The organism is Limnobacter sp. (assembly GCF_964228395.1).
GTDB lineage: Bacteria > Pseudomonadota > Gammaproteobacteria > Burkholderiales > Burkholderiaceae_B > Limnobacter.
Genome location: NZ_CAXQZX010000070.1, coordinates 1 through 13,524 on the forward strand (window position 1 = coordinate 1; position 13,524 = coordinate 13,524).

Here is a 13,524-nt window from a genome sequence, read left to right on the forward strand (position 1 = left end):
GCTGTCTACTGCGCCTTTGATGGGTTTTTTCTTACCGGCCATGTTGTCTCTCCTTGTGATGGCGAATAGCCCGTGGGGGGCTGAGCCTTTTTTGTTTATTGTAGTAGTTTATCGATGCCACACTAGAGAAGGCACACTAAAGCCCATGCGTGTTTTCCCGTAAGTAGCTTGCCGACCCGCATGAATACAGCACTTTCGCTGTTTGAGAATTTGCAAGCTGCGGTTATAGTAGCCATTGCAAAAAGCAACAGGCAACAACAAAACTGTACTGCGGAGAAGACATCCATGAATTATTTTGTGACCGGGGCGACCGGTTTTATTGGAAAAAGACTGGTTAAACGCCTCATTGAACAAAAGCGCAAAGGCACCATTTATTTTTTAATTCGTGAGTCCAGCCAAGACAAAGTGCCCGACCTCCTGAAGTATTGGGGCGCCAAAAAAGGGCAGTGTGTGCCAGTGGTCGGCGATCTGACCAAACCAAACTTGGGTTTGGCTGCAGCCGATGTAAAAATGCTGCAAAAGCAGGTTGCGCACTTTTTCCATTTGGCGGCCATTTACGACCTGGCCGCTGACGCTGAAAGCCAAATCGAAACCAACATCAAAGGCACTGAAAATGCAGTAGACCTGGCCAATGCCATCGGAGCGGGTTGTTTCCAGCATGTGTCATCCATCGCCGCCGCCGGCCTGTACGAGGGCGTGTTCCGCGAGGACATGTTTGAAGAAGCAGAAAACCTTGACCACCCATACTTCCGCACCAAGCACGATTCCGAGGGCATTGTGCGGGCCAAAGTGAAAGGTGCCTGGCGTGTGTATCGCCCAGGCTTTGTGGTGGGTGACTCCAAGACCGGCGAGATGGACAAAATCGACGGGCCTTACTACCTGTTCAAGCTGATTCAAAAAATGCGCAGGCTGCTGCCCTCCTGGGTGCCCACCGTGGGTGTAGAAGGCGGCCGCATCAACATTGTGCCGGTGGATTTTGTGGTCAACGCCATGGACTACATTGCCCACAAAGACGGCCTGGATGGGCAAGCTTTCCATTTGGTGGACCCCAAGCCACACCGCATTGGCGACGTGCTCAATATTTTTGCGCGCGCAGCCCACGCCCCCAAAATGGAGATGCGTATCAACGCCGCCATGTTTGGGTTTATCCCGGGTGCTGTGAAAAAAGGCCTGATGAGCCTGACCCCAGTACGCCGCATCCGCAACGCCATTTTGAAAGACCTGGATTTGCCAGAAGAGGTGTTTGGCTATATCAACTGGCCGACCCGCTACGATTGCCGAAGCACTCAGGCCGTGCTTGAGGGCAGCGGCATTGCTTGCCCCAACTTGGAAGACTACGCTTGGGTGATTTGGGATTACTGGGAGCGTCACCTCGACCCCGCGCTGTTTGTAGACCGCAGTTTGAGTGGCCAGGTGGCCGGCAAGGTGGTGTTGATTACCGGTGGTTCGTCGGGCATTGGTTTGGCCACTGCCCAAAAAATGGCAGCCGCTGGTGCCATTACCATTATTTGCGGTCGCGATGAAGAAAAGCTGCTAGAAGCCAAAGCGCTGGTTCGCTCTGAGGGCAATGAACTCCACACCTATTCGGTCGACATTGCGAACATGCAGGACTGTGACCGCTTTGTGGCAGAGTTGCTGAAAGATTTCGGCCATGTGGACATTTTGGTCAACAACGCGGGCCGTTCCATTCGACGTGGTATTGAAAACAGCTTTGACCGCTTCCATGATCTGGAGCGCACCATGCAGCTGAACTACTTTGGCGCGTTGCGGGTGACCTATGGTTTGTTGCCCAAAATGATGGAGCGCCGCAAGGGGCATGTGATCAATATTTCATCGATTGGTGTGCTGACCAACGCACCGCGCTTCTCGGCCTATGTGGCTTCCAAGGGCGCGTTGGATGCGTGGACCCGTTGCGCTGCGTCCGAGTTTGCAGACTTGAACATCCATTTCACCACGATCAACATGCCTTTGGTGCGCACCCCCATGATCGCGCCCACCAAGCTGTACAACAACGTGCCCACCTTGAACCCCGAGCAGGCTGCCGATATGGTGGCGCAGGCTGTGATTCATCGCCCGGTACGCATTGCAACGCGCTTGGGTATTTTGGGTCAGGTGTTGCATGCCGTGGTGCCGCGCCCAGCTCAAATCCTGATGAACACCTCGTTCCGCATGTTCCCAGACTCCGAGTCGGCAGCCAAAGGCAAGAAAGGTTCTGGACCCTCGGCCGAGCAGGTGGCGTTTACCACGCTCATGCAGGGTATCCACTTCTAAGGGGTTTAAGCCCTGTTTTCTGCCAGCGGGTAGGCCTGAGCATCTTCTGCAAGCCAGTTGAGAATCAGGTCTTCCGTGGTGGAGTCCGAAATTAAACTGACGTGCCCACAACCGGGCACGGCAGTGTTTTTTCCAAACTCAAGCTTACTGGACCATGGCGGGCACACGATGTTGTCTTGTGGGCTCCACAGCGACCATATTTTTTTCTGAAATTCCCGATCTGTGGGGTGCTCCCGCAGTGTGCGCAAGAAAAAACTTCCCCAAGCCATTTGCTTTACATTCTTACCCACTCCTAGGGTGGACAATGCTGTGCCAAAGTGCGGGCTTCCAATGGTGATCATGCCAGCGATGCGGTGGTGCCCATACTCTGTGGCGTGGTAGCGAACAGCCACCCCGCCCATGCTGTGCGCCACAATTTTTACCTGGGGAGCGCCGGTGGCCACCAGCAACTCATCGATGGCCTCGTGAATGGCCTCTGAATAGCTGCGAATTGAACCAATTGCCGGCTCAAGGGTGATGGCGTGGGTGCTGACGTCGGCACGGTCAAGCAAATTGCGCGTGCTGTGCCACACCGCAGCGTTGCACAAATAACCGTGCACCAACAGCACGGGCAAGGGCTTCTTTTTGCGCCAGTTTTTGCCGGCCAAGCGCACGCCATCCGGGTTGGGTGCCCAGGGTTGCAGAAGTGTCACCAGTTTCACTGAATGCAGGCTTTCTACCGCCACCGCTTTGACCCAGCGCCACATCCCCAAGCGTTGAAACACGTCAGCATCGCTGTGGTGGAACGGCAAGGCCCTGTCACGCACCTGCGGGATTTGCCTCACGCTGAAAGACAGTGCAAATCCAGAAATATGAAACCCCAAATGAGCGATAAAAAGCAGGCCGACCAGCAGGCTTAAACTGCTCACCAAGGCGTCGCTGATGTGAAGGCCCATCCATTGCCGCAGCACCCAGTAAATGAGCCCTGCAAAGGCCAGGTAGCCCAGCCAGTACAGTCGATTCAGGTAGCGGATCATGGCAGTGGTGGCGCGGGGTCTAGGCCAGTGACGCTGGGGTTTGGCCCGTCAGTTGGCTGACCAAACCATGGCTTAGTTTGTTCACCAAGCCATAAATGGACAACTGGGGATTGGCGCCAATGCTGGTCGGAAAGAGCGACCCATCGTGAACCGACAGGTTTTCGATTTGCCAATGGCGACCGTCGGGCCCCACCACACCTCGGCGTTCGTCACCTGCCATACGAGCGCCCCCCATCACGTGGGCGGACACCACCTTCATGATCAACGGCTTCATTTCAAGCGAATTGATTTGCTTGAGGGCTTCGTCAATGTTGCTCGCCGGCTGGGCAAACTCATGAATCGGCAAGGTGGTTTTTGCGCCAGCGGCGTGTTGCAGCTCTGCCATGGCCACCAGGGCGCGTCGCGCTGCATCCCAAATGGCTGGGGTCAGTTTGTAGTCCAGCACCGGGGTGTCGTCACTTTGCAGGCGCACCTGGCCCCCGGCGCTATCGGGCCGGAAGCCATCGCGCAGCAAGGCCAATTGCATGTGGGTTTTTGAAAAATTGCGCATTACCTCGGCATGTCGCTGCGCGAAGCCGGGCAGGGTGGATGAAAAAATAACGGGGTGTAGTGGAGGTGCTTCCAGCTTGAAACCGATGGGTCCATCGATGGGATCGGTGTGCAGATAGTGGTCGCTGTAGATGGTCTGGGGGGCGCCTGCATCAGCGCGCACCTCCTGCTCCATGGTGGCGGCTGAAATCACAACCGGGTGCAAAAATGTACGCTCGCCCAGCAAGCCGTGTGGATCAGGGGCATTGGAGCGCAGCAACACCGCCGGGGTGTTGATGGAGCCGCCAGCCAACACATAGTGTTTGGCAACAATATTGACTTGCTTTCCCGAAGGCAAAATGCCGTCTGGGTTCATCACTTGGGCGCGCAGGTTAATGATGCGCCCCTGTTTAAAAACAAACGAATGCGCTCTTAGGCCAGCCACCAGCTCAGCGCCAGCCGCCAGGGCGGTTGGTATGGTGGAGACCAACATGCTTTGCTTGGCGTTGGTTGGGCAGCCCATGCCGCAGTACCCCAAGTTCCAGCATTCTCTGACATTGCGACGTATGGCCCCCCAAGACAAGCCCAGGGCCACTGCGCCACGGCGCAAAATGTCGTTGTTTTCGTTGGGGGGCACCACCCAATCTTCAATGTTCAGGCGGCGTTCGGCTTGTTCAAACCAAGGGGCCATGGCCTCCTCAGTCATATCGCTCAGGCCAAACTCGTTTTGCCAGTAACTCAGGGTGTCTGCGGGCGTTCTAAAGCTGGAAGTCCAATTGACTGTGGTGGACCCCCCCACGGCCCGGCCCTGCAAAATATTGATGGCTTTGTCTGCTGTTTTGCGTGCCGCGCCCTCTTGGTACAGCGTGGGGTAGGCCACCGATTCCAACATTTTGAAATCTTTGGAGGTTTTTAGTGGGCCTTCTTCTATCAAGAGCACTTTCAAACCCGCTTTGGCACACATTTCAGCGGTGATCCCCCCACCGGCACCCGTTCCGATGATGACCACATCAGCTTGCATGCTCTTGGGCATCTCCCGGCTGTGGGCCTCGTAGGCGTTCCAGCCTGCGGCGATGCCCTCCATGAAAGGGTCGGGCACCAGTGTTTTGGCGGGGTGAATAATCGTGTCAGTCATGTGCGAATGTGGGGGCAATCCATGGGGCGGGCGTGAATTAGATCAATGATTAGGCCAGCTTGAAGGGTGGCCCAGGGTAGGCCATGGCTTCCCATTCCGAGGGCTGGCTATACCAACTGGCCATCATCAAATCGTGCAGCGCATGGTAACCAGGCTGCAGTGCGGGTATGGGGTGGTCTCGGAAATCGGCCAAAAAACGTTGAACCTGGGCCGGTGTGGCCTGCTCCCAGTCGCTGCCCAAGTCTGCAATGAGCCGTCGGCCCACCGGGTTCTCCAGAATGTTCAAAAGCTGGCCCAACTCGGATTGCGCGGCAGCAGCCAGGGTTTGACTGGATACAATGAACGACTGAACCGCACGGTCCAAAGCTCCGCTTACACCGCCTTGTGGCAAAGCGCCTTCCAGCAAACCAGCCGCCACGGCGCGCAGCATGGGGTAATGCTGGGGCTGCACCACCGGCTGCCCGGGTACAATCTGGACCTTTGCAAAGTGCTTGCCCAGCCAGCCGGCCCCGCCGGCGAGCAGGGCACCTGCAATGCCAAACTTCAAAAAATGTCGTCGGTTCATGGTTGTGATTCAATCACACCTTGCGGGTCAACAGCTTGGTCATGAACGCGAATGTGCCGTTGTCATAGGGCGGGGACAACATTTCCATCACATGGAAGCGGCTCTGTTTAAAGATGGGTTTGAGTTTGGACATGGTGTCAAAGCCAAACTTGCCGTGGTAATGCCCCATGCCAGAGTCACCCACACCGCCGAAAGGCAGGTTTTCCTGGGTGATGTGGAACAAGGTGTCGTTTAAGCAAACGCCACCGGCAATGGTTTGCTCAAGCACCATTTGCTGGGTTTTGCTGTTGTCATCAAACAGGTAGAGCGCCAAGGGGCGTGGGCGTTCGTTGACGTAGTCGATCGCTTCGTCCAGGCGCTTGTAGGTGATCACCGGCAGAATCGGGCCAAAAATTTCTTCCTGCATCAGTTTGCAGTCTTCTTTGGCATTAAACACCAGGGTCAAAGGCACTTTGCGCCCCGGGCTGTCTGCTGTCTTCATCAGGGTCACCACGCGCGCGCCCTGTTCTAGAGCTTCGTCGAGCAAGCGTTGCAGGCGTTGCGCATGGCGGTCCGATACGATGCCGGAAAAATCCTTGGACAACACACCTTGGGGGAAGCGCTTGTCGATCACCGCTTTGGCATGTTGAACAAAAGCGTCTTCGCTGCCCTCTGGCACCATTACATAGTCGGGTGCAATACAGGTTTGCCCCGCGTTGATGGACTTACCCGACAAGGTACGAGCCACTGCATTGCGGAAGCGGCTGGAATTGGCCACAGTGGGCTCGGTGATGATCGATGGGCTTTTGCCACCCAGCTCCAGGGTCACTGGCACCAGGTTCTCGCTGGCGGCCTTCATGACCATGCGACCCACGTTGGTTGAGCCGGTAAACAGAAGATGGTCAAAGGGAAGGCGAGAGAACTCTGCAGCCACTTCGGGCCCGCCATTGATCAATTGCACCACGTCGCGACCCAAGTATTTGGTGAGCAATTCGTCCAGTAAAGCACTAAAACGGGGCGTGTATTCGCTCATTTTGATGAACACGCGGTTGCCGGCCGCCAGGGCGGCAATCATGGGACCCACCGACAAAAACAGGGGGTAATTCCAGGGCACAATCACACCAACCACGCCCACGGGCTGGGGCATCAAGCAGGTGGACGCAGGCTTAAACCAAATGCTGGCTCCCTGGTTGCGAGGCTTCATCCAGCTTTTGCCGTGCGACAAGGCGTGCCGAATGCCTTCGAGACTGGGGAACACCTCGGCCAACAACGTATCGTTGGGTGAGCGGTAACCAAAATCTTCGGAAATGGCCTCGGCAAAGCGGTGCTTGTTGTCGTAAACCATGTCGCTGAGCTGCTGCAACCAGGTTTTGCGCTGCTTCCAGCTTGGGTAAGGGTTGATGCGGTAGGCCTGCTTTAACGACTCCAGGGTGGCTTTGAGTTCTGCGGCTGTCAACTCCTGACCTTGTGCGGTGGATGGCGCATTCATATTGGTTTGTTCTCCGGGGGTTTTACCATTAACGAATGTAAACATAAAATTTGACTATTTTCTATGTCTGATTTGTGGTGCAATGCCGCAAAATTGACAATCCTCCCAAGAGAGAACTGCCATGCTTGATTTGAACTTAACGGCCTCTGAAATGCAGGCCAAAATCGGGGCGCTTCGAAGTGGCGCTGGTCGAAGCCCCGAATTTCTACTGATAAAAAAAGAAGTGAAATTATTTCAAAACAAGAGGTTGGAACAAACATATCTGGATTTACTTGAATCGAAGGGGACGCATGCCGCCAGTCGTTTCTTCTTGGATCACTTGTATTGCACGGGCGATCTGAGCCGCCGCGACCACCAGGTGGAGCGGGTTTTGCCCAAACTCGAAAAGTTGTTGCCCGAGGCGGCCATTGAGGTGGTGCGAAAGGTCATCTTAATGGATTTGTTGGCTGAAACACTGGATGATGATATTTGCAATTATATCAATGGCTTGAACTGGACATCCGATGCAAATTATAAAGAAGAGATTTACATCGCCGCGTATCGTGCGCAGGGCCAGTATGCCTTGCGGGCCCGTCAAATCGAGCTTGTCAGCGAGGTGGGCAATGCCATTCGGGGCCTGCTGCGTTTTCCGTTTTTGAAGCCCTTGCTCAAAATGACCCGTGGTGCAGCGCAAAAGGCCAATTTAGAGGATTTCCACGACTTTTTGAGCCATGGCATGAATGCCTTCACCCAACTGGACAAACCCACCCTGTTTTTCCAAACCATTCAAGAAAGGGAGTTTGGTTTGTTGGAGCAAATTCGGGAAGGTCACTTAAAGCGATTCAATGCCAACGCCTCACAATGAATGCGCAGTGCATTAGAATCCTAGCTCTTTGATCAATCGCTCACATTCGCGCATATTGCTCGTGAATTGTTCGACCGAGCTCGAACCTGTAAAGCAGCATTAACGGCCAAAGTTGCCGTCGTACCAAGGAGACATGAGTGACAGACCTAGCCTGGGTTCAGAATTATCCGCCGGGTGTTCCCGCCGACATCGACATGGATCAATACCCGTCGGTGCGCGAAATATTTGAGGAAGCCAGCCGAAAGTTTGCGGACAAAACCGCTTTCAGTAACATGGGTACAGCCATCAGTTACCAAAAACTGGATGCGCTCACCCGTGATTTTGGTGCCTATTTGCAAAGCTTGCCCGGCATGAAAAAAGGCGACCGCGTCGCGTTCATGATGCCCAACCTATTGCAATACCCAGTGGCCATGATGGGCGCCATTCGCGCTGGCTTCGTGGTGGTGAATGTGAACCCGCTGTATACCCCCACTGAGCTGGAATATCAGTTGCGCGACTCGGGTGCCAAGGTCATCGTGGTGTTTGAAAATGTGGCCCACACCCTGGAAAAGGTCCTCAAAAACACGCCAGTGGAGCATATTCTTTTGGCGTCCATGGGCGAAATGCACGGCTTTTTCAAGCGTGTATTGCTCAATTTTGTGGTGCGGTATGTGAAAAAGCTGGTGCCAGCATTTAATTTGCCTGGTGCCATGCCGTTTAAAAAAGCGCTTGCCCTGGGGCGCCATTGCGAACTGAAAAAAATCAACATCACCCACGATGACTTGGCTTTTTTGCAATACACCGGCGGAACCACTGGCGTGGCCAAAGGCGCCATGTTGACCCACGGCAATATTGTGGCCAACCTCCAGCAGGCCTCCGCGTGGCTCAATCAAGACGTGGAGGAGGGCAAAGAAATTGCCATCACCGCCTTGCCGATGTACCACATCTTCTGCCTTACGGCGAATATTCTGGTGTTCATCAAGGTGGGGGGGCATTGTTTGCTGATCACCGACCCACGCAACATGAAAACCTTTGTAAAAACCTTGTCTGCGGTGCCGTTCACCGCGCTGACGGGGGTGAACACCCTGTTCAACGGGCTGCTGAACACGCCGGGTTTTGACCAGGTGGACTTTTCACACGTCAAGCTAGTGTTGGGTGGGGGTGCCGCCATTGAGCCCTCGGTGGCCGAGCGCTGGAAAAAGGTCACTGGGACTCGCCTGTCCGAGGCGTATGGCTTGACCGAAGCCTCACCTGCTGTGTGCATTAATCCTTTGCATGAGGAATACAACGGTTCGATCGGTTTGCCGGTGCCGTCGACCAAGGTGTCTATTCGCGATGACGACTTCAATGAGCTGCCCGTGGGCCAGGAAGGCGAGCTGTGCGTCAAAGGGCCGCAGGTGATGCGTGGGTACTGGAACAAGCCACGCGAAACGGCAGAAATCCTCACGCAGGATGGCTGGCTCAAGACGGGCGACATTGCCTACATGGACCAAAACGGTTATTTCTACATCACCGATCGCAAGAAAGACATGATCTTGGTGTCGGGCTTTAACGTGTACCCCAAAGAAATCGAAGCTGTGGCCACGCTGCTCAATGGCGTGTTTGAAGCCGCGGCCGTGGGTGTGCCGGATGCCAAAACCGGTGAGGCGGTGAAGTTGTTTGTGGTTAAAAAAGATCCCGACCTGACGGCTGAGGCCATTGTGGAGCACTGCCGCAAGCACATGACCGCCTACAAAATCCCTCGTCACGTCGAATTTGTCACGGAGCTGCCAAAAAGCCCTGTGGGCAAAGTGTTGCGCCGCGAGTTGCGTGACATGGAAAAAAAGCGTTTGCAACAACAAAACGCCTGAAAACCTTCAAATAAACAGCCCGCTGTATTGCTGCGGGCTGTAATTCCCCCTATAATTTCGAGTTACCTGCCACTGCACCACGGGGGTGTGGTGGCTTTTCCAATTGTGGAAAATCCATAGGAGTTATCAATGCGTCACTATGAAATTGCTTTCCTCGTGCATCCCGACCAAAGCGAGCAAGTGCCTGCCATGGTTGAGAAGTATCGTGGAATCATCGAATCCAACGGCGGTAAAGTGCACCGCCACGAAGATTGGGGTCGCCGCCAGTTGGCCTACCCAATCCAGAAGCTTGCCAAGGCCCACTATGTTCTGTTGAACATTGAGTGCAGCCAGGAAGTTCTGGAAGAACTCGAAACTGCGTTCAAATTCAACGACGCCGTATTGCGCCACCTCACTGTCAAGATGAAGAAAGCTGAAACCGCTCCTTCTCCCATGATGAAAGAAGTGCAGCGCGAGCAAGAGCGCAAGGCTGCCGCAGCCACCGCGTCTTCTGGCGACGATCGCAACGATTCTGACGACGAAGACGACGCTGAGTAATTGCGTTCATCGTTGGCAGATTCATGAATTTGGAGGAAGAGCACAACAACACCAATAACCCACACCGAGCAGCCGATGTGTTGCCGGCGGAGCGGGTCAGCAATCAGTTTGTTCTGGTTGCAGCCTTAACAGCCAAATCGGTGTTGCGTTACACCCCCGCCGGCTTGCCGGTTTGCGAATTTGAGCTGGAGCACGAAAGTACCCAGCTTGAAGCAAGCAAGGCAAGACAGGTCAAATGCACGGTGTCTGCCGTGGCCCTGGGTGTAGCTGCTCAACAGGTTGATCAAATCAACTTGGGGCAAATGGTTGAATGGTCTGGGTTTATTGCTCTTCGTTCGCACAAATCCAAAGGTCTTCGCTTCCATGTTTGCGCAATGCGCCCATGTTGAAGACCTTCTAATAGTTGGAGAACATTATGGCTTTTGGTCGTAAAAATGATCGCAAGGGACGTCGTCCCCAGCAAAACCCACTGTTCAAGCGCAAAAAGTTTTGCCGCTTCACCGTGGGCAAGGTAGAGCAAATCGATTACAAAGACATCGACACGCTCAAGGATTTCATCAGCGAGAACGGCAAAATCATGCCTGCCCGCATTACTGGCACCAAAGCAAACTACCAGCGCCAACTGGACACCGCCATCAAGCGTGCCCGTTTCCTGGCCTTGCTGCCTTACACCGACAACCACTAAGCAGTACGGGAGATCACCATGCAAGTTATTCTTCTTGAAAAGATGCCCAACCTGGGCCAATTGGGCGATGTGGTTCGTGTAAAAGACGGCTACGCTCGCAACTTCCTGATTCCCTACGGCAAGGCCAAGCGTGCCACCGAAGCAGCGATCGCTGAATTTGCTGCGCGCCGCGCCGAACTGGAAAAAGCTGCCGCAGATAAATTGGTGGCGGCTCAGGCGCTGGGTGCCAAGTTGGCCGAGGCCGTGGTTCAGTTGAGCGAAAAAGCCGCTGTGGATGGTCGTCTGTTTGGATCGGTAACCAACCACAACGTGGCTGCTGAGCTTGCCAAAATGGGCCTGGCTGTTGAAAAGTCTCAAGTTCGCATGCCAAACGGTCCCCTAAAGATCGCTGGTGAGCACACCGTAACGGTTGCGCTGCACCCCGACGTGGTTGTTGACGTCAAGGTGGTTGTGGCTGGCGAGGCCGCGTAAGCCAAAACCGCGGGTATCCCGGCAGACGTCATTGCGCGCTCCAAAAAAGCCATCCTTCGGGATGGCTTTTTTTTGGGTTAAAGCCTGTCGGGATTGAAATCTCTAAGCGCATTCTTCGCCAGCGAATTCCCCCTCCATCAGTTAAACTCTAAGGCCTTCGAGAAAGCGCTGGCGGTTTACAGCGTCTCAATTTTTGCTCCTGACTCGCCTTTGATGCCATGAATGAACCCAACTTTCCAGAACAAGAAATCACCAGCCTGCGCGTGCCCCCGCATTCTTTGGAGGCAGAGCAATCGGTGGTGGGGGGTCTGTTGCTGGACAACCAGGCATGGGACCGAATTGGCGATGTGATCAAGGCTGACGATTTTTACCGCTACGATCATCGAGTAATTTTTGAACACATTGCCAAGTTGATTGATGGCTCCAAGCCGGCCGACGTCATCACGGTGTACGAGGCGCTTCAGTCCTCTGGAAAGGCCGAAGACGTGGGTGGCTTGGCCTACCTGAACACCTTGGCCACCAACACGCCTTCGGCTGCGAACATCCGCCGCTATGCAGAAATTGTGCGAGACCGCGCCGTATTGCGCCGCTTGATTACCATCAGCGACGACATCGCCACCACAGCGCTTAACCCGCAAGGCAAAGACACCAAAACCATTTTGGACGAAGCCGAAAGCAAAATTTTTAAAATTGCAGAAGACGGTGCTCGCGGAGCGGGTGGCTTCCAAGAGTTGCAGCCGGTGCTAGGCAAGGTGGTTGAGCGAATTGACGAGCTTTATCACCGCGATTCGTCCAGCGACATCACTGGCATTTCTACGGGCTTCATCGACCTGGATGGCAAAACCTCTGGCCTTCAGCCCGGCGACCTCATCATTGTGGCTGGGCGGCCGTCGATGGGTAAAACGGCGTTCAGCCTGAACATTGGTGAGCACGTGGCCGTTGAGGAAGGTCATGCGGTGGCCGTGTTCTCCATGGAAATGGGGGCGCAGCAGTTGGCCATGCGTTTGCTGGGTTCCGTGGGGCGGCTGGATCAGCATCGGCTTAGAACTGGTCGCCTAAACGACGATGATTGGCCTCGGCTCACCTATGCCGTAGAAAAAATGCAAAACGCACAGTTGTTTATTGATGAAACCCCAGCCTTATCTTCCATGGAAGTGCGGGCCCGATGCCGACGCTTGGCTCGCCAGTGTGGTCAACTGGGCCTGGTGATCATCGACTATTTGCAACTGATGGGGTCTTCCTCCCCCGGTGAAAACCGTGCAACAGAAATTTCAGAGATATCCCGCTCGCTCAAAGGCTTGGCCAAAGAATTGAACTGCCCCGTGATTGCGCTCTCGCAGTTGAACCGCTCGCTGGAGCAACGCCCCAACAAACGGCCTGTGATGAGCGATTTGCGGGAATCGGGTGCCATTGAACAAGATGCCGACGTAATTTTGTTCATTTACCGCGATGAAGTGTACAACCCGGATTCGCCAGACAAAGGCACAGCCGAGATTATTATTGGCAAGCAGCGTAATGGTCCCATTGGCACCGTTCGAGTGACCTTCCTGGGGCAGTACACCAAGTTTGAGAACTACGCTGGGCCTCAGCCGGAGGGAGAGTAGGGCATCGTCCCTTACTTTGCGCAGCGTGTTGGAGTCGGGTTGGCTCAGGTCGCTAGGGCAGAGGTTGGCCCTTTGGGGTGCTGTGCTTAGCGTTTTGGTGCCGGGTTGGCACAGGCCACTGGGCCTGGGATCAGCCCGTGTATCCCTTCTTGTCCCTTCCGAGGGGGCATGCAAGGCGAATATGTCGCCATTGCATCCGATTCGGTTTCCCGCCAAGCGGGGGCTTGGGCGGGAAACACACCTCGGCCCCTCGGTGTGGGCCAAACCGGGCGGGCTGCCCTGAATCGGCCTGCGCGGCCTGTGCCACCCCAGCCCCGGCGCTGCGCTTGGAAACGCTGGTGATTCGCGTAGCCGAAGTCCACGCACACGCAGCCGCAAAGCCATGCTTGCATGCCACCTGAGCCGCCTTCGCTTGCCCAGAAGCCAGCAGGAGCCAATGCCCTGCAGCGACCTTCAGGACAATCTGCCCGACCGTGCCAAGAATGAACGGTGCCCCCCCACGGGGGCAGAGGCCCGACCCGACCTCTGTTTTGGAGGGCGGGCCTCAGTTCAGGCGAGGCTCAGGGAGGGA

General features: G+C 55.1%; 12 protein-coding genes. 8 read left to right on the top strand and 4 right to left on the bottom strand.

Features of this window, described 5'->3' with window-relative positions; all coding sequences use genetic code 11:
* The first annotated feature begins 285 nt into the window (after positions 1 to 285).
* The gene (locus ACEQU8_RS05505) at positions 286 to 2,271 is read left to right on the top strand and encodes an SDR family oxidoreductase (protein ID WP_370262101.1); all 1,986 of its coding nucleotides are present in this window, start codon (positions 286 to 288) and stop codon (positions 2,269 to 2,271) included.
* Between the two features lie 5 nt (positions 2,272 to 2,276).
* Here the strand turns inward: ACEQU8_RS05505 and ACEQU8_RS05510 are convergent, their stop codons facing one another.
* Genes ACEQU8_RS05510 through ACEQU8_RS05525 form a run of 4 tightly spaced genes read right to left on the bottom strand, consistent with a single transcriptional unit; the run spans position 2,277 to position 6,983 of the window.
* Positions 2,277 to 3,287, bottom strand: coding sequence for an esterase/lipase family protein (locus ACEQU8_RS05510; protein ID WP_370262102.1), 1,011 nt, complete (start codon positions 3,285 to 3,287; stop codon positions 2,277 to 2,279).
* Between the two features lie 19 nt (positions 3,288 to 3,306).
* A complete protein-coding gene (locus ACEQU8_RS05515; protein ID WP_370262104.1) occupies positions 3,307 to 4,950 on the bottom strand; it encodes a GMC family oxidoreductase N-terminal domain-containing protein in 1,644 nt (547 codons plus the stop codon).
* 49 nt (positions 4,951 to 4,999) lie between these two features.
* Positions 5,000 to 5,515, bottom strand: a complete 516-nt coding sequence (locus tag ACEQU8_RS05520; RefSeq protein ID WP_370262105.1) for a hypothetical protein — start codon at positions 5,513 to 5,515, stop codon at positions 5,000 to 5,002.
* Between the two features lie 13 nt (positions 5,516 to 5,528).
* Positions 5,529 to 6,983 (bottom strand): coniferyl aldehyde dehydrogenase, encoded by a 1,455-nt coding sequence (locus ACEQU8_RS05525; RefSeq protein ID WP_370262107.1) that lies wholly within the window; start codon positions 6,981 to 6,983, stop codon positions 5,529 to 5,531.
* 121 nt (positions 6,984 to 7,104) lie between these two features.
* Here ACEQU8_RS05525 and ACEQU8_RS05530 point away from each other — a divergent pair, with 121 nt between their 5' ends.
* The 7 genes from ACEQU8_RS05530 (at position 7,105) to ACEQU8_RS05560 (ending at position 12,953) form a co-directional block, all read left to right on the top strand.
* Positions 7,105 to 7,827 (top strand): hypothetical protein, encoded by a 723-nt coding sequence (locus tag ACEQU8_RS05530; protein ID WP_370262109.1) that lies wholly within the window; start codon positions 7,105 to 7,107, stop codon positions 7,825 to 7,827.
* Positions 7,828 to 8,021: 194 nt separating this feature from the next.
* Positions 8,022 to 9,656 carry an AMP-binding protein gene (locus ACEQU8_RS05535; protein ID WP_370262119.1) on the top strand — a complete coding sequence of 545 codons (1,635 nt, stop codon included), beginning with the start codon at positions 8,022 to 8,024 and terminating at the stop codon, positions 9,654 to 9,656.
* A 129-nt stretch (positions 9,657 to 9,785) separates the two neighbouring features.
* Positions 9,786 to 10,193, top strand: a complete 408-nt coding sequence (gene rpsF, locus ACEQU8_RS05540; RefSeq protein WP_370262111.1) for a 30S ribosomal protein S6 — start codon at positions 9,786 to 9,788, stop codon at positions 10,191 to 10,193.
* 23 nt (positions 10,194 to 10,216) lie between these two features.
* Positions 10,217 to 10,582, top strand: a complete 366-nt coding sequence (priB, locus tag ACEQU8_RS05545; protein ID WP_370262113.1) for a primosomal replication protein N — start codon at positions 10,217 to 10,219, stop codon at positions 10,580 to 10,582.
* 26 nt (positions 10,583 to 10,608) lie between these two features.
* Positions 10,609 to 10,878: a 30S ribosomal protein S18 gene (rpsR, locus tag ACEQU8_RS05550; RefSeq protein WP_008249877.1), complete on the top strand. Its 270-nt coding sequence runs from the start codon at positions 10,609 to 10,611 to the stop codon at positions 10,876 to 10,878.
* Between the two features lie 18 nt (positions 10,879 to 10,896).
* Positions 10,897 to 11,349 carry a 50S ribosomal protein L9 gene (gene rplI, locus ACEQU8_RS05555; RefSeq protein WP_370262115.1) on the top strand — a complete coding sequence of 151 codons (453 nt, stop codon included), beginning with the start codon at positions 10,897 to 10,899 and terminating at the stop codon, positions 11,347 to 11,349.
* A gap of 218 nt (positions 11,350 to 11,567) precedes the next feature.
* Complete coding sequence (locus tag ACEQU8_RS05560) at positions 11,568 to 12,953, top strand: replicative DNA helicase (RefSeq protein WP_370262117.1); 1,386 nt, start codon at positions 11,568 to 11,570, stop codon at positions 12,951 to 12,953.
* Positions 12,954 to 13,524 lie beyond the last annotated feature (571 nt).

Bases quoted from the DNA above. Each gene is read 5' to 3' on its own strand.
- ACEQU8_RS05535 (WP_370262119.1), top strand. From the start codon at position 8,022: ATGGATCAATACCCGTCGGTGCGCGAAATATTTGAGGAAGCCAGCCGA.
- ACEQU8_RS05520 (WP_370262105.1), bottom strand. From the start codon at position 5,515: ATGAACCGACGACATTTTTTGAAGTTTGGCATTGCAGGTGCCCTGCTC.
- rplI (WP_370262115.1), top strand. From the start codon at position 10,897: ATGCAAGTTATTCTTCTTGAAAAGATGCCCAACCTGGGCCAATTGGGC.
- ACEQU8_RS05505 (WP_370262101.1), top strand. From the start codon at position 286: ATGAATTATTTTGTGACCGGGGCGACCGGTTTTATTGGAAAAAGACTG.
- rpsR (WP_008249877.1), top strand. From the start codon at position 10,609: ATGGCTTTTGGTCGTAAAAATGATCGCAAGGGACGTCGTCCCCAGCAA.
- ACEQU8_RS05525 (WP_370262107.1), bottom strand. From the start codon at position 6,983: ATGAATGCGCCATCCACCGCACAAGGTCAGGAGTTGACAGCCGCAGAA.
- rpsF (WP_370262111.1), top strand. From the start codon at position 9,786: ATGCGTCACTATGAAATTGCTTTCCTCGTGCATCCCGACCAAAGCGAG.
- ACEQU8_RS05530 (WP_370262109.1), top strand. From the start codon at position 7,105: ATGCTTGATTTGAACTTAACGGCCTCTGAAATGCAGGCCAAAATCGGG.
- ACEQU8_RS05510 (WP_370262102.1), bottom strand. From the start codon at position 3,287: ATGATCCGCTACCTGAATCGACTGTACTGGCTGGGCTACCTGGCCTTT.
- priB (WP_370262113.1), top strand. From the start codon at position 10,217: ATGAATTTGGAGGAAGAGCACAACAACACCAATAACCCACACCGAGCA.
- ACEQU8_RS05560 (WP_370262117.1), top strand. From the start codon at position 11,568: ATGAATGAACCCAACTTTCCAGAACAAGAAATCACCAGCCTGCGCGTG.
- ACEQU8_RS05515 (WP_370262104.1), bottom strand. From the start codon at position 4,950: ATGACTGACACGATTATTCACCCCGCCAAAACACTGGTGCCCGACCCT.